We start from the raw sequence: 14,655 nt of genomic DNA, 5'->3' as shown, positions 1-14,655 counted from the left end.
CTATACCGAACTCATCTTTGTCAGATCAGTTATGAGCTTAAAAGCAGAAGCCTCGAAAAATTATTTGGGCTTATTATGGTGGGTTATCGAACCTACCTTGTATCTCGGTGTATTTTATTTTGTGTTCGGCATGGGGTTTCGTCAGGGTGGTGAGGGCTTTTTAAGTTATTTACTCTGTGGCCTGGTGGTGTGGAAATGGTTTGATGCCAGTATCAAAGCTTGCACGGTATCCATTACCCAGAACGTCGGTATTATGTACCAACTCTATCTACCCAAATTGATATTTCCGGCAATCGCCATTGTTGCCGCCAGCTTTAGGTTTATTTTTATTCTGGCAATATTTTTAGCCTTTTTATTGTTAACGGATACTAATATTCAGGCAAGCTGGCTATGGCTGCCATTACTATTGCTGGTACAAATGTATTTTATTGTCGCCGTGGGCTTTCTAGTCGCGGCTATTGTGCCCTTAATCCCCGACCTGCGACTGGTGGTCAACTATGTCATGCTGATGCTATTTTTTAGCTCGGGTATTTTCTTTGATATCTCACTAATGGATGAACGTGTTAGGGATATTCTTGCCTATAACCCATTTTTAATGATTATTAATTTTTATCGATCCGTACTGCTCAGCGGCACTCCCCCGGCCTTTAATGCCATGGCGGGTATTGCCTTATTCAGCACCGTGCTCACTATCATCAACCTTTTTATATATAAGCGCTTTGACCGCGTTTATCCACGATTAGCAGGTTAATATGAGCCAGGAAAACAGCATATTAGTTTCCGTAGAAAACGTTGGTATTTGCTACCAGCGGATGTTGCGACGTAGCGCCGGTTACTGGGCGTTAAAGGATGTTAGCTTTACCATTAAACGCGGTGAAACCATTGGTATCATCGGGGGCAATGGCGCAGGAAAAAGCACACTGTTGCGTCTGCTGGCTGGCATCATCAGCCCGGACAAAGGGCAGATAAGCATCCCGCCATCAATAAGAACACAATTACTGGCTTTACAGGTGGGCTTTGATCGCGACCTCAGCGGCCGCGACAATATTATTTACTCCGGTATGCTGCTGGGAAAAAGCCGCAAGGAAATGCACGGCTTACTCGATGAAATTATCGCCTTTGCGGATATTGGTGAATTTATTCATGAAAATGTTAGAACCTATTCTACCGGTATGTGCGCGAGACTGGGCTTTGCAATTTCCAGCAACCTGTCGCCGGATATTTTGCTGATTGATGAAGTACTAGGGGTGGGCGATAGCGCCTTTAAAGAAAAATCCAGCACACTGCTTAAAGAACGTATAGCCTCTGATCAAACCGTGGTATTGGTGTCACACCAACATGACACCTTGCAAGAACTCTGTGATCGATTGGTATGGATAGAAGACGGCGTATCACTGCAGCAAGGCGACCCGGAAACGGTATATGCTGCCTATACCGCATCCATGAACGAAAAAATCAGTGCCAGCAACAGCGCCAACACCAGCAACGCCTAATGAAAACCTAAGCTCAGGATAATTGGGTCAGCGGAATGCTGCCCGGACTAAATTCGCAGTTTTTACACAAGTCATTGCTTACCTGCTTGCTCTCAAACTCTTCGCGTAAAGCCTGCATCGGCTTGTCGTGCCAAATTTCCAACAACGACTTTTCTCTTACATCACCCACGGTATATTTGCCGTCATAATCATAGCAACAGGGCACGACCCTGCCATCCCACAGTACCGCCATTTGATTCCATGGCAGAGAACAACCACCGCGCTTTTCAATCGTCTCTTCAATACGCCGCCCGGTATCATCATCGGCCAGAGCATTGACTGAATCAGCGGAGCCATCCCATTTCATAAATTCTTTATTTCTAAACTCATCAATACCCGGATGCTGCTCCCAGTAAGCGTGCATCTTGGCAATGCTTTCACGGTTAAGCTTAAAATCGATCATGGATAATTCAATATGAATCGGCAATTGCCGCTCGGTTTTTTTCGCCAGAAAAGCTTCCAGCCGCGCTACCGAATCATCATAGGCATTCTTTAAACCCCGGAGTTGAAAAAACGATTCATCATCATGACCATCCAGTGAGATATACAAAGAATCAATGCCGGAATCGAGCAGGCGATCGGCAATAACCGGCTTTAGCAACACAGGGTTAATTGATAGCGCCACGCGAAAACCTTTGTCAGCGGCATAGCGAATCATGCTGTCAAATTCCGGATGCACCAGGCTTTCGCCAAATTGATGCAACCTGAGCAAGCGGTTTTTCATTTTTCGCGGCGGGGAAATCTCGCATAAGTCATCGACAATACGGGTATAAAGTTCCATGCTGATATCGCCTTCGGCCCGCGTCATATGCTCGGTTCGGGCGCACATCACACATTTGAGCGGACAGCGATTAGTCAACTCAATATTAAATAGCCAGGGAGTTTCTTCTAATTTATGGGTAGTCATTGTAGTCATTCAGGCTTGTTTCCAACAGGTTTAGGCACACCCTTCAAACGCTGCCTTAAAGCCGGGGACGGCCAATATTTTAAGGCATAGCGGTAGAGAGGCCGTTCAATATAGTGATAGTTTAGGGCACTAATAGCAATGATAAATAACAAAAACGCCCAGTAAATTATCCATACCAGAGGCTGCCCCAGAGCCAGGTCCACCCCCTTCAGGAATGACATCAGCAAAGTAATAACAATAAAATGACTGAGATATAAGGAGTAGGAACTATCCCCCAGGAATGTCAGCCAACGCCCAGCTTGGTATAAGCCGCGATTCTCTAATAGCACCATCAGTGCCACCAGGCTGATGGCGACCACACCAAAGCCCTCAATTCGGCCCATATTGAAGCGGGAGGCATAGTTCACGGCGTAGAACAGGGCAGCCACCATCACCACCACCAGAGCTGCTATGACCACCCTCGAGTTCATACGCTGCATAAAGATAGCAATCAAACAGCCAGCAAAAAACTCAATCAAATACGGGCTAAGCACAATGCCAATACCCAATTTATGGGTGAGTACAAGTTTGTTGATAACAATCACAACAACCAACATCACAATAATCAGGTTTCTCGCCGTATTACGCGATAATAAGAGCAGCGGCGTAAACAGAGCATAAAAGTACAGCTCATAGGCCAGGCTCCAGGAAACGCCTAAGACCTGATGCTTAATGGTTGGGTTGATTAAAAAGAAAGAGCGCCACCAATCAATCACCGCCGGGTCCCGCTCACCAATATAGAGCAGCGCCAGTGCGGCCAGTAAGTAATAGGGCCAATACCCAAGATAGATACGAAAGAGGCGACGCCGGACAAATGATAAACAGTGGATAGATTTACCGGCTTGACCAAAGGTAGTGTGCCAAATAACAAAGCCACTAATAACAAAGAAGATATCTACGCCAAAGCCGCCATATTGAGCCACTGCCATCAACCAGTCGCTATCGCCACCCAAGGCAGTAAAGACTTTTCTTGAATGGTAAACCAGCACCAGAAAAGCGGCAATAAAACGCAGTAGCTGTAAATTACGAAGCATCCTGACCGCCACTATCCAGAGACCATAACAAAGACTCCAGGCCAAACCCCAACTCTCTTTTATCGTCATCCCCCTGCCGGGTAAAAGGCGACTCGGTACCTTGGTGTAGCAGCACAATATGAACCTCTGGCGCAAAAAAATCGGTAGCAGCCAGCGCGACACGATAATCACTCAGGTCCTGCACACCCAAACTTTTATCATTCACTATCAGTTCAGTGCTGCCCTGCTCAACATAGTAGCGCCCCTTTATTGCCAGATGCACCGTCCCTGTCATTACAGATTCGCTAACAGAGAAGCGAATCACCGAGCGTTTGCCGTCAGACCAAATTCCCCAGGGCTCAGGCACAGACCAGCCCTCAACAAAATAGAGGTATTGGGCAAATAATGCGGGGGGGCATAAAGAGCCATCCCAGGGCTGATAGATACTTGCCACCAGATAATCGATTAATTCATTCTCTTTGCCATCGGCACAGTGTTGAACTTGCAGTGCCGCTGAGCTTTCGATCGCCTTGCCACTACAGACTAAATTAACAAAGCCCTCCGAGTCATGATCCATCTCAGTAATTTTTGCCCAAGCAAGTAATTGCGATAGCGAGCAGCTGAGCAAGGTATTGCTCTGCTCAATAAAGACATACAGATACAGTTCCAAATCAGTTAACAAGCCAAGTAACTCACTAGAACTACCCCCAGAGCGTTTAAGACTATTCGGCGAGAACTCTACAATCATGGTTAAGGCAGGGACACTGGCGGCAATAAATTTACGCATACCAGTAAGCACCAACTGCTCCGCTCCCTGCGTATCGATTTTTATAAAATCGGCTCTGGCTGTGTGCTGGCTTAAAAAGCTGTCTCCCCGAGTCACGGCGATAGTCCTTGAGCGGGCAGCCTGATCGGCGCTATGCAGCGCGTTATCACCCAGGTTATCCTCATTGATATACAGCTGCGCTTCTCCCTCAAAGTCGGCCAGAGCTACGTTGGCCGTTATCGCCCGACTATTATTCAGCCGACAATTTTTTTGCAGCAGAGAAAAGTTATCAGGGTCAGGCTCAAAAGCAATCACCTGCCCTTGCTCACCAACCAGCTGCGCTGCCAGCACCGTGAAATAACCGATATTGGCGCCTATATCAATAAACACATGACCAGGCTGTAAAAAATGCATTAGTAGCGCAGTCTCACCCGGCTCCCAAATACCTTGCGCTTTAATCTGCCTGGATACCAGCTCCTCAGCCTCGCCATGCACCAACATCCTTAAGGATGAATCTAAGCCGGGAATAGATAAGGGGCAGCTTAATAAACTCGCCAGACCTAAACGTCTGGCGAGCCACTGAAGCATCGTATTATCAATCAATTTAGGCATAGGGTTTCTTCAGTCACCTTAATCTATGACTTGGTAGCTAAGTTTTTTCAAGGCATAGGCCAGTCGTCGAATATCATCTCCCGCACCGATATCCGCTGGCGAAGTGGGATGCTGATGACATAACTTAATCTCCACGGTGCGATATTGATCCAGCGCCGGAATTGATACTCGAAACTCATGCTCTAGCAGTGACACCGTCTCATCGATTTGATCATTAATGATCACTCGGGTCTGGTCATTGCCTTCAAAATAATCACCGGTCAATGTAATAGCCAGAGTGTGTTTAAAGGGTGATGTCGTCGTCACCGGTAATCTAAAGCGTAAAAAAGATTCATCATTATCCGACCATACACCCCAGGGCTCTGGAGAAGACCAACCATCAGCCGGAGAGGCCAAGGACTGTAAATCTTTGCCCGTCAGCTCGACCCCCTGCCAACTACGGAACTTATTATACTGGTTTAGAAACTCCAGTGTCTCAGAGCCCATCGCTGCAAACTGCTCAAAATTATCACAGTGCGTTTTTTTACTGTAGGAAAACAAATCCTGATAGTCACTACTTTTTATATAGCGCTGCTGAACATAGCGGTTAGAGGCGGTATAAAATTCGCGAATATAGTCGGTATTTTCCCGGCTTAGAAAATACTTACCCTTGGCACCTTCATTAGCAATGCGCGTCAGCAGGGTATCAACCAGTTTTTCTCGCCCTTCTGCATCATTGAAATAACCATCCAACATATTCAACAGATAGACAGCCCCAGGGTCCAGACTGATATTCTGCAAAGTCGCTGCTTTAACAAAGTTATCGTCTTTTTCAAGCCCCAGAATAGCGAGAAAATCAACTACGACATCCTGCTCTTTTAAAGCCTCTTTTTCATAAACATGGATTATCAGCGCTTCACGACCAAAAACACCTTCAAATTTCTCCAGTGTTGTTTGGTAATTAATATGTTTTGGGGTAATCAGTTTTTTATTGCTATGGTAATCCGCAATAATTCTTTTTTGGGGCCGTTGCTTGGCCGCTTGAAAATAGCCCGACTGCACAACTTCCGACTGTTCTCGAATATAGGCGACGATAAAAATCTCATGTTCCGATAAAGCCGCATGGATTTTTTCAAGTTTCTTGCGACCTAAGGTTACCACGCCTTCAAATGATAAAATAACATGCTCAATACCTTGAGATTGCAACTGGTCAATTTCCTGTTTTAAGCTATCCAGCAGCGACAGTGCCGGATCTTCAAATAGCTGCACATGGCCATAACCCTCTGAATGCCCGGTATCGGCAAGCGCATAACCCCGGCTACTCAACCATTGCCGGTTCATCACCAAATGAGCCTGAATGGCTGTACTGCCGGTTTTTGGAAAACCGATATGTAAATAGATCCGCATGGACTAACCTCAACAACGATTGATTAGGCGGCATAGATTGCCGGGCCATATTACTGTATTCGCACTTTCTGTTTTGCTTGCCGCTTGCTTTCTGCGTCTTTAACAAACTGCTGATAACTCTCTGACTGACTGGATAAAAAGCGATTTCTAGATTGCTTATCCAGGCGTTTTTTGTGCTCCAGGTTTTGTGTATTCAGGCAAAACCCCAGCGTTAAATCTTCGCCTCCAGAGCATGACGCTTGCAAATCCGCCATCATAATTTTACCTAAATCAGGGCTAAAGTGGACCAAGTCCTGAAACCAGGGATTGAGTCTATGCTGGTTAGCTTTTGAGGGTAGCTCTTCGGCCATTATCGCCTGATAGCCAAAAAAATCCATCACCGGGAAAGCAGCCTGGCCATACTGACCGGCCAAACGTTCATTAATTTCTACTACTCTTTGCTTCCAATACAACAAGCCCTCTTCTAAACCTGAAACAGCAAGATACTCACGGTAAAACACATAAGAAGGATTGATAAACAGGTTTAACTTCACCTCGTTCTGGTAACTCAGCTCAATCACCTTCTCTAACCAAATGAGATTTTGGTCAATCGTCGACAATAGATCAGTATCAGTCCGTACTGCCTCCAACTTTAGCTCATCATAATGATCGTCAAAGAAATTATATAAAAAGATAAAGCGTCGATACTGGCGTTCAGCGGCCTTGATGGGACGTTCACGATTTAATCGCTCAGTGTCAAAGCCCCACCCTCCCTGCCTAAAAACAATGGGCATCCCCCCGCACTAAAGTTTACCGCTACTTTCCCCTGAGCACCCAGCGTTTTTACACTATGTTCTGTCACCTCTAATGACACCAGAGCACTGAAATAATCGGTGATAAACTGCTGCCAGAACCCGGCGTTCAAACCACCTTCTTGATTGGTTACCAGCCGTGAGTCATCAAAAGGCTGCATTGATAGTTTCTGGTAGGGATAAGAGTAAAAATCCAAACCATAATAGAGAGCGTCCAGCTTCCCCGACTCTAACTTCTGCTGTGCAATACGGTATAAGTCATAAGATGAGGTACTGGGTATAGCTGCATTAAAGCAATCCTCTGAGGCCGCTACAAAAGAACAGTTCAAGCCCCTACCAACACGGGATGAGCCAATAAAAAGCGCACTAAACTCATTAAAGGCCAGTTTATAAGGCACCGTAATACGCAAGTACTGCTTGGCATAGGGTTTATGCTTAGCAATCGCAGTATCCAGTGGCGAATGAAAAAAGCCATAGGGGTTAATCAAGTAATTAGTCAGTGACAAACCGACTAATGACAGACTAACAATCAGTGTAAATGAATAGAAATACGCTTTCATAGTCAAAACTGAAAATACAAAAAGGCTGAAAAGCTGTTGAGCTTAAGGGTACAGGCAATCAAAAGCATCGCTGCGTAGCCCCCCATAAAGCGTTGCCACGCCATTGAAAAAAGCGCCCCATCATGGATTGCAGTGTCGTTTTTGGGTATTGAATAATTTGCAGCGAATTGGGCATCACAAAAGCCACCGCTAAAGCCGCAGCAATCATGCCGAGGGCTGAAGATAGTTTATCGGCAATATACAGCTGGCCAGGCACCAGAGAATACATACTTTGGTATAAGGCCATCGCATCATCTATAGACGCAGCCCTAAACACAACCCAACTATTAAGCACACAGAAAAATGTTAATAGCAGGGCTAACAGTTTATATATACCGCTGTCTGCCAGCGATGACCGGCCCAGGCTATTTAACAGATAGCGCCAGCTATGATTGATCACCAGGTAGACCCCGTGCATCGCCCCCCACATTACAAAGGTCCAATTAGCGCCATGCCATAGCCCACCCAACAGCATGGTAATTAGCAGATTGCTATAGCGCCTAAGCCCCCCTTTTCGGTTACCGCCTAGGGCAATATATAAATAGTCCCGTAAAAAAGCAGACAAGGTCATATGCCAGCGCCGCCAAAAATCAATAATGGAGATCGCTTTATAGGGGGAGTTAAAGTTGATCGGCAAATACAAACCAAACATTAATGCCAGACCAATGGCCATATCGCTATAGCCGGAAAAATCAAAATAAATTTGCAGGGTATAAGCCGCTGCGCCCACCCAGGCATCTACCGAACCCAGAGTTAACTGTTCAGGATTATCAAATACCGCATTGGCAATCGGTGCCAGAGAATCAGCGATCAATACTTTTTTGGACAGACCGATAGTGAAAATCGACAACCCTTTGGCTACTTTAGTCGATAGATTCTTCTTGATATTCTGGTAGCTAAACTGCGGTATAAGCTGCGCGTGGTGAACAATAGGTCCGGCAATCAACTGCGGGAAAAAGCACACAAACAACACATACTTGGTAAAGCTATATTCATGGGTGATGGACTTGTAACTATCAACCAAAAACGCAATTTGCTGAAAGGTAAAGAACGATATCGCCAGAGGTAAAACAATATTCAGAGTGGCTTTATCAATCAGCCCAATCGCCGCAACGTTATCAATCAGAAAATCGGCATATTTATAATAACCGAGCAAGCACAGGTTAAAGGTTACACCCAGTATTAACACGGCCTTTCTGCCCCCCCTTTAAATCGGGATAACAGCAGAGACAGGCCATAGTTAACAATAATAGAGGCAATAATAATTAGCAGATAGGCGGCATTCCACCAACCGTAGAAAAACAAAGAAGCCGCGATAAGAAAACCCATCGCAGGGGCCATAGTATTTTTACGCAGCAGCAGGTAATAACCCAAAAGGGCTATAGGGAGAAAAAGAAAAATAAACTCATACGAGTTAAATAACATAAAACCTAACCAGTATTGCGGCGCTGCTTATAGCGTTCGCTCATTGTTCGATGGTCATCAAAAAATGCGCGTAGCTTATCCACCGTGACCCTAAGCGAGCAGTGTTGCTCAAGTATTTCGCTGGCACGCCGCCCCATACTGGCATAGGTTTGTTGATCATTAACAGCTACCTGGTAACTGGCCTCGTAAGCTTCAATCAATGATTCCCAATTAATACGATGCCTTAGTGTTCTATAGGAATGGCGAGGATCATGGGGCCAGTGACTGGGTTCCAGACTGGTGCGTACAATAAAGGCCGCGGACTCATCGATATAGTCCTCCATCCCGGTATGTTTTGGCGCAATAGCCGGTTTACCCCGGGCCATATATTCCATTAGCGGCAGGCACTGCCCCTCCCCCCGGGAGGCGTTAACAATATATGTCGTATTATTTAACAGCACATCATAATTAACCTGATCAAGATAACCGGCAATAACAATTACCCGACATTTAAAAGGTGTGGCACGGCTCAGGTCGGATAATAAAGCATCCACCATATCGTCGGCGCGGTGTGCTGCTAACTTAAGAATCAGGGTGGCGTTTTCCTGTTCTTTAAAAGCCCAGCAAAAGGCCCACATCAGCTCAGGCCAATTTTTACGGCCATCAATAGGATTAAAAATCGTGGTATAGGTGATGCCAGTAATATCAAACTGGCGAGCTTCGTTGCTGATTGCCTTGGAAAGCTCACCGCCGTTCAGATGGTCATCGACAGCACAATCTCTGCTATCGAAAGATAATCCCTCAACCGCAAGGCTAAAATTATCCACCACCTGACCAATCTCGGCAGCAGATTCAGGGGCATAACCGTCCCATACCGGGGCAGGTACTGAGATAACCGGGTAATCAACTCTAACCGCAGTCTGGACTGACTCAACGGTAAAACGCGAATGGGTTATCGCCCAACCCAGTTTACCCAAGACAAAACGCCAGTCATTGCTGATATCACCATCCCAAAATTCGTCAGGGATATTATAAAACTCCCAGGCAAATACCGGGATGGTTGGGCACTTAAGATTGATCTCTGTTTCATGGGGAGCCGTAAAGGAAAGAAAGACGCAGTGCTCGCCGTTAGCCTTGGCATAAATTTCATCGGCGTCCTGTGGTTTTTCAACCACCATCACTTTACCCAACTGTTCTAGCGCGGGAAGAAAAGATTTTAAGACAAAGTAATAACTATAAGCAGGAGCACCAAGGTTATCCTTTATAGAGTCTTCGTTTTCTTCCGAGTACACAATAATAATCATTTCAATGATGACCTGTTAAAACCATTTAATACACAATAAAACAATGGGCGACATAGCATAGCGAGCTTAAAGATCAATGCTGGCAAAAAAATCCTGCAATTTGTTTTTTACCACCGCATCGGAACAATACTGTTTTAGTTTATTCATATTATTGTCTGACATGGCTTGATAGCGGGCCGGATCTTCTTTGGCGACACGATAACTTTCCAGATAGGCATCTCTTAAGGACTCCCAATCCAATCGATAGCGCATCGTTCTAAATGCGTCACGGGGATCCTGCGGCCATACATTTTGCTCCAAACTTGAGCGCAAGGTAAATGCCACATTATCATCGACATAATCTTTCATAGCAGTATTGGTCGGCGCAATGGCGGGAATGCCGCAGGACATATATTCCATTAAAGGCAGGCAGAGACCTTCGCAATTGGAGGTATTGACATAGTAGCTGGTTGCAGACACCAAACGCGCATAATCTTCATCTTCGATAAAGCCGTGTATAGCAACAATTCTGCATTGGTAGGGGGCCAGCTCTGACATCAATAAATTCAGCTTACCCATATAGTTAGACAAATCTTTATTGGTCATTTTTAGCACCAGAGTGGCGTCTGCACAATCTCTAAACGCCCAACAAAATGCAGTCACCATATCCAGCCAATTTTTACGGCCATCACTGGGGTTAAATATAGAGGTGTAAACTACCCCATCCAGCTTTAAGCCTGCATCGGCATGTTCATCAGCACTGGCTTCAACCAGATCTTCTGCTGCTCCCTCGACCAACGTCACCGAGCAAATACCAATAGCCAGTTTTCTGCGATCTTCAGACCCTTCCACCGGTGTCATATCAAGCCCACTAAAACTGATGCTATCAGCGGGGCTATCAAGGTCAAAAATCAGCTTATGTTTTACTGGCGCATCGGTTAGCGTTATCTGGCCTGTTTGTGCCCCCAAAGATACGGTAATTTCACGGCCAATATTGGCACCATATCCGTGGGCCTCTACCGTTAACTCCACTAAGCCGCTGACATTAAAGGGCAGCTCCACCCAGGGTGTGGTAATCCTCGACCATGCGCCCCAGTGCTCCGGGGCATAGAAGCCATTAAGGCGATTAAAATCTTTATCTCTGAAACTAAAGTTAAGAGTGACCTCTTCACCGTTCCACTGATAGGCCCCCTGGTCTTTTTGGGCAATAGGGTTAAGCTGCTCGTTTGACAGGCTACGCTCCCGACTGTCAACAATATGCCCGCTAAAATCCAGCTGCGCCGGATTAATCGCTGTCTTGCCCTGCAAACGATCACGCAGGGACTGGAAGCGATCCCAAACCGGCACGGGAATAGCCACCACAGGAAAGTCCTCACCCATAGCCTCCTTGATGGCGGTGACGGAGTACGTTGAAAGCGCAATAGCTGAACCGTGCTTACCCAGTACATAACGCCAATCATTCTTTGGATTATCATCCCATGTTTCACTGGGGATATTGCTAAACTCCCAAGCTAGAACACAAAGCGTTTTATAGTCCAAATCCACCGGAGCGTGGTTGGGCGGCGAAAAGGACAGAAACACGGGCTGGTCTTGCCCTTTGTTACCAGAGGGTAATAGTCGCTGTAGCAGTGAGGAATTCGCTTTGCGGTGCGCTTTAACCAATTCATCAAGGGGTGTTTCGGTATCTTTTACCGTAATGATTTCGCCCATATCTTCCAACACGGGCAAAAAACCTTTTAGCACGAAATAATAGCTATATTCAGGCAAGCCGATATTGTCACGGATTGAGCCTTCATCGATAGCTGAATGTAAAATAAACACCATAGTGAATCGCCAGGATCTTTTATTGTCTGCACCAATTTATATGGCAGCTTTATAGGGCAAAGTGTACTAGATAACCGCCGTTCAACCCACTAGTGCAGGCATCTTTTTAAGCCGCTCTAATCTTTTGTCCTGCTACGATCAGCCGGCCTAAATAGTTCTTTCAGCATATAATCCCTGAAATCCTGCTGGTAAGGCTGCTGCGCTAAAGCCCGCTCCATACAAGCCAGCCAGGCATCCCTTTCTTCAAGCCCAATATCCAGATGGCTGTGAGCTTTGGGGATTTGGATAGGGCCATACTTTTCCCGGAACAGTTTTGGCCCACCCAGCCAGCCACATAAAAATCGCGCCAGCTTGTCACGCAGAATATCGATATTATCACCATGCATCTCATGGATGGTTTTTGCTTGTGGCAGCTCGGCCATCGTATCGTAGAAAGCATCCGCCAAGCGCCGGATACCGGCTTCACCCCCCGCCGCTTGAAAAGAGGTATCACCCTCACCGTAACGTTTGACGGCCTTATCGCCTGCCGTATCACTCATTCGTTAATACCCAATAACTCGACATCAAAGATCAAGGTAGAACCGGGGCCAATACTGCCCATAGCTCGATGACCATAGGCCAATTCTGCCGGGATAAATAAACGCGCCTTTTCACCCACCACCATAAGCTGCAAACCTTCGGTCCAACCGGGAATAACCTGATGCAGGCCAAAATCTATCGGCTGGCCACGCTCTACCGAACTATCGAAAACCGTACCATCGATCAGGGTACCGTGGTAATGCACTTTGACCTGATCTCGGGCACCGGGGTGAACGGCACCAGTACCAGATTCCAAGACTAAATATTGCAAGCCTGATGGCAGTACCGTTACGCCATCGACCGCCTTGTTTGACTCCAGAAACTCCCGCCCCTTGGCAAGATTTTCTGCCGCAGCTTTTTTATTACTCGCTGAGCGCTGCACCCAGAAGATAACAATAATAATAGCGATAATAACAATGACAACTTTTGACACTTCAATCCCCTAAATAATGGCAACACAAGAAATAGAAAACGGATTTTACAGTAAATCAGTGACCGATGCCGAGCCTCAAATGCATTAACCACTTTTGCTTAAGTCTGATAATATGGCGTTTTAGACTATTTAGCGAAACCGCAACCATGAGCGATAACAAAACCCTCGACCTTAACCTTGTTGAACTTGTCAATTTGGCCGCCAACCTGTTTGACCGCCTGTTTATCAAGCCTCCTAAAGACAAAGCCAAATCGACCTTTAAAGAGCTGAAACAAGGTAAATCTCTGGATCTGGGCACCGTCACCATCAAAGAGACCCTTAAATCCAACCTGAAGCTGGCAATGGATTATTCGGAATTTTGTGGCCCGGGTTTTAACTATGATATTTTTGAAGCCAGCCTGAAAGGCATCCTGACGCAAATCAGCCAGAAGTTTCAAGCCAAGGCCGACCTGAATATTATGACCAGCGAAACCGGCTCAGTGCTTGTCCACCTGCCGGGTATGACTCAATTAGATGAGCAACTCAATGTGATGGTATTAGCCTTTGAATTAGGCGATATAAAAAATATCACCATTAAATTGATGTTTTTGGAACCGAGTCAATATGATGCCTTTAGAAGCGATAATACATCTGAGGCGACGGACTCCTAGGTATTAATCCAGCAGCCGAATACCCTTATCCTCTATCGCAATACGGCGCTGTTTATACAGTGCCCCGATGGCTTTTTTATAGACTTTTTTACTGATTTTAAATACGGAACGAATGGTTTCCGGTGAGCTTTTATCGGTGATCATCAGGTAGCCGTCATGCTCTTTCAGTACCTCAATAACCTGCTCAGCCACACCCGATATTTTTTCATAACCGGGCTGGGTCAAGGTAATATCCAGACGATTATCGTCCCTGACACGTTTCACATAACCGCTAATACGCTCGCCCTTGTTGAGGGGCTGGAATAGTTCATTGCTGTACAGCATACCCCAGTAAGCGTTATCGACAATGGCTTTAAAACCTAATTCGGTTTTATCCGCAATCATCAGGTCAACCATCTGGCCCACCTGATACCCCATTGTTTCTTCCTTAAGGTATTTATCGATACGTGAGGATGCCGCTAAACGGTTACTATTATCCAGATAGACTTTAACCAGCACCCGCTTACCTTCAACCGGGCTAAATTTTTGTTGTGCAAAGGGCAGCAGTAAATCTTTTGGCAGCCCCCAATCCAGAAATGCGCCGACCTTATTGATCTCAACGACCTTCAGCCAGGCAAAATCACCTTCACAGGCATGGGGGGTTTCTGTGGTGGCAATCAATCGATCATCGGAATCCAGATAAACAAAGACGGTCAACTGATCCCCTAGCTGGGCCTCATCCGCCACGAACCGTTTCGGCAATAAAATATGCCCAAACTCGCCGCCATCCAGGAATACGCCAGCATCGCTATCTTTAACGATGTCGAGTTGATTAAACTGCCCAATGGCCACCATAAG

The 14,655-nt window shown here is 46.0% G+C and carries 16 protein-coding genes; 3 read left to right on the top strand and 13 right to left on the bottom strand.

The window, feature by feature from the left end; translation table 11 throughout:
- Positions 1 to 31 precede the first annotated feature (31 nt).
- Both BST96_RS12950 and BST96_RS12945 read left to right on the top strand, forming a co-directional pair.
- Entirely contained in the window at positions 32 to 751 is a 720-nt protein-coding gene (locus BST96_RS12950; protein WP_169713988.1) for an ABC transporter permease, read from the top strand.
- Between the two features lies 1 nt (position 752).
- On the top strand, positions 753 to 1,493 hold the full coding sequence (locus tag BST96_RS12945; protein WP_085759111.1) for an ABC transporter ATP-binding protein: 741 nt from the start codon (positions 753 to 755) through the stop codon (positions 1,491 to 1,493).
- A gap of 13 nt (positions 1,494 to 1,506) precedes the next feature.
- Here BST96_RS12945 and BST96_RS12940 read toward each other — a convergent pair whose 3' ends face one another.
- From BST96_RS12940 to BST96_RS12890, 12 genes are all read right to left on the bottom strand, one after another.
- Positions 1,507 to 2,448 carry a radical SAM/SPASM domain-containing protein gene (locus tag BST96_RS12940; protein ID WP_085759110.1) on the bottom strand — a complete coding sequence of 314 codons (942 nt, stop codon included), beginning with the start codon at positions 2,446 to 2,448 and terminating at the stop codon, positions 1,507 to 1,509.
- Positions 2,445 to 3,512 carry an acyltransferase family protein gene (locus BST96_RS12935; RefSeq protein WP_169713987.1) on the bottom strand — a complete coding sequence of 356 codons (1,068 nt, stop codon included), beginning with the start codon at positions 3,510 to 3,512 and terminating at the stop codon, positions 2,445 to 2,447. The genes BST96_RS12940 and BST96_RS12935 overlap by 4 nt, the downstream gene beginning before the upstream one ends.
- Positions 3,502 to 4,869: an FkbM family methyltransferase gene (locus BST96_RS12930; protein WP_085759108.1), complete on the bottom strand. Its 1,368-nt coding sequence runs from the start codon at positions 4,867 to 4,869 to the stop codon at positions 3,502 to 3,504. Before BST96_RS12930 ends, BST96_RS12935 begins: the two co-directional genes overlap by 11 nt.
- Before the next feature lie 18 nt (positions 4,870 to 4,887).
- A complete protein-coding gene (locus tag BST96_RS12925; RefSeq protein ID WP_085759107.1) occupies positions 4,888 to 6,255 on the bottom strand; it encodes a DUF7024 domain-containing protein in 1,368 nt (455 codons plus the stop codon).
- 50 nt (positions 6,256 to 6,305) lie between these two features.
- Complete coding sequence (locus BST96_RS12920) at positions 6,306 to 7,028, bottom strand: hypothetical protein (protein ID WP_085759106.1); 723 nt, start codon at positions 7,026 to 7,028, stop codon at positions 6,306 to 6,308.
- Positions 6,977 to 7,606 carry a hypothetical protein gene (locus tag BST96_RS12915; protein ID WP_085759105.1) on the bottom strand — a complete coding sequence of 210 codons (630 nt, stop codon included), beginning with the start codon at positions 7,604 to 7,606 and terminating at the stop codon, positions 6,977 to 6,979. The genes BST96_RS12920 and BST96_RS12915 overlap by 52 nt, the downstream gene beginning before the upstream one ends.
- A 58-nt stretch (positions 7,607 to 7,664) precedes the next feature.
- Positions 7,665 to 8,834, bottom strand: coding sequence for an MBOAT family O-acyltransferase (locus BST96_RS12910; RefSeq protein ID WP_157117950.1), 1,170 nt, complete (start codon positions 8,832 to 8,834; stop codon positions 7,665 to 7,667).
- Positions 8,828 to 9,070: a hypothetical protein gene (locus tag BST96_RS20470; RefSeq protein WP_157117949.1), complete on the bottom strand. Its 243-nt coding sequence runs from the start codon at positions 9,068 to 9,070 to the stop codon at positions 8,828 to 8,830. Before BST96_RS20470 ends, BST96_RS12910 begins: the two co-directional genes overlap by 7 nt.
- A 5-nt stretch (positions 9,071 to 9,075) precedes the next feature.
- The gene (locus BST96_RS12905; RefSeq protein WP_085759104.1) at positions 9,076 to 10,353 is read right to left on the bottom strand and encodes a glycosyltransferase; all 1,278 of its coding nucleotides are present in this window, start codon (positions 10,351 to 10,353) and stop codon (positions 9,076 to 9,078) included.
- 66 nt (positions 10,354 to 10,419) lie between these two features.
- Positions 10,420 to 12,156 (bottom strand): DUF7024 domain-containing protein, encoded by a 1,737-nt coding sequence (locus tag BST96_RS20755; protein WP_085759103.1) that lies wholly within the window; start codon positions 12,154 to 12,156, stop codon positions 10,420 to 10,422.
- Between the two features lie 116 nt (positions 12,157 to 12,272).
- The gene (locus BST96_RS12895) at positions 12,273 to 12,695 is read right to left on the bottom strand and encodes a group II truncated hemoglobin (protein ID WP_085759102.1); all 423 of its coding nucleotides are present in this window, start codon (positions 12,693 to 12,695) and stop codon (positions 12,273 to 12,275) included.
- Positions 12,692 to 13,168: a BamJ family beta-barrel-assembly machinery protein gene (locus BST96_RS12890; protein ID WP_085759101.1), complete on the bottom strand. Its 477-nt coding sequence runs from the start codon at positions 13,166 to 13,168 to the stop codon at positions 12,692 to 12,694. The genes BST96_RS12895 and BST96_RS12890 overlap by 4 nt, the downstream gene beginning before the upstream one ends.
- 146 nt (positions 13,169 to 13,314) lie before the next feature.
- On the opposite strand from BST96_RS12890, the gene BST96_RS12885 reads away from it, so the two are divergent.
- Positions 13,315 to 13,818: a hypothetical protein gene (locus BST96_RS12885; RefSeq protein ID WP_085759100.1), complete on the top strand. Its 504-nt coding sequence runs from the start codon at positions 13,315 to 13,317 to the stop codon at positions 13,816 to 13,818.
- 3 nt (positions 13,819 to 13,821) lie between these two features.
- Here BST96_RS12885 and BST96_RS12880 read toward each other — a convergent pair whose 3' ends face one another.
- Entirely contained in the window at positions 13,822 to 14,652 is an 831-nt protein-coding gene (locus tag BST96_RS12880; RefSeq protein ID WP_085759099.1) for a CvfB family protein, read from the bottom strand.
- Positions 14,653 to 14,655: the final 3 nt, after the last annotated feature.

Source organism: Oceanicoccus sagamiensis, assembly GCF_002117105.1.
Taxonomy (GTDB): Bacteria; Pseudomonadota; Gammaproteobacteria; order Pseudomonadales; family Dasaniaceae; genus Oceanicoccus; species Oceanicoccus sagamiensis.
The sequence above is the reverse complement of the archived record's forward strand: the minus strand, read 5'-3'. Positions and strand labels throughout refer to the sequence as shown.

Excerpts from the sequence above, each read along its gene's own strand:
- BST96_RS12950 (WP_169713988.1), top strand. The coding sequence starts at position 32 with ATGAGCTTAAAAGCAGAAGCCTCGAAAAATTATTTGGGCTTATTATGG.
- BST96_RS12945 (WP_085759111.1), top strand. The coding sequence starts at position 753 with ATGAGCCAGGAAAACAGCATATTAGTTTCCGTAGAAAACGTTGGTATT.
- BST96_RS12940 (WP_085759110.1), bottom strand. The coding sequence starts at position 2,448 with ATGACTACAATGACTACCCATAAATTAGAAGAAACTCCCTGGCTATTT.
- BST96_RS12935 (WP_169713987.1), bottom strand. The coding sequence starts at position 3,512 with ATGCTTCGTAATTTACAGCTACTGCGTTTTATTGCCGCTTTTCTGGTG.
- BST96_RS12930 (WP_085759108.1), bottom strand. The coding sequence starts at position 4,869 with ATGCCTAAATTGATTGATAATACGATGCTTCAGTGGCTCGCCAGACGT.
- BST96_RS12925 (WP_085759107.1), bottom strand. The coding sequence starts at position 6,255 with ATGCGGATCTATTTACATATCGGTTTTCCAAAAACCGGCAGTACAGCC.
- BST96_RS12920 (WP_085759106.1), bottom strand. The coding sequence starts at position 7,028 with ATGCCCATTGTTTTTAGGCAGGGAGGGTGGGGCTTTGACACTGAGCGA.
- BST96_RS12915 (WP_085759105.1), bottom strand. The coding sequence starts at position 7,606 with ATGAAAGCGTATTTCTATTCATTTACACTGATTGTTAGTCTGTCATTA.
- BST96_RS20470 (WP_157117949.1), bottom strand. The coding sequence starts at position 9,070 with ATGTTATTTAACTCGTATGAGTTTATTTTTCTTTTTCTCCCTATAGCC.
- BST96_RS12905 (WP_085759104.1), bottom strand. The coding sequence starts at position 10,353 with ATGATTATTATTGTGTACTCGGAAGAAAACGAAGACTCTATAAAGGAT.
- BST96_RS20755 (WP_085759103.1), bottom strand. The coding sequence starts at position 12,156 with ATGGTGTTTATTTTACATTCAGCTATCGATGAAGGCTCAATCCGTGAC.
- BST96_RS12895 (WP_085759102.1), bottom strand. The coding sequence starts at position 12,695 with ATGAGTGATACGGCAGGCGATAAGGCCGTCAAACGTTACGGTGAGGGT.
- BST96_RS12885 (WP_085759100.1), top strand. The coding sequence starts at position 13,315 with ATGAGCGATAACAAAACCCTCGACCTTAACCTTGTTGAACTTGTCAAT.
- BST96_RS12880 (WP_085759099.1), bottom strand. The coding sequence starts at position 14,652 with ATGGTGGCCATTGGGCAGTTTAATCAACTCGACATCGTTAAAGATAGC.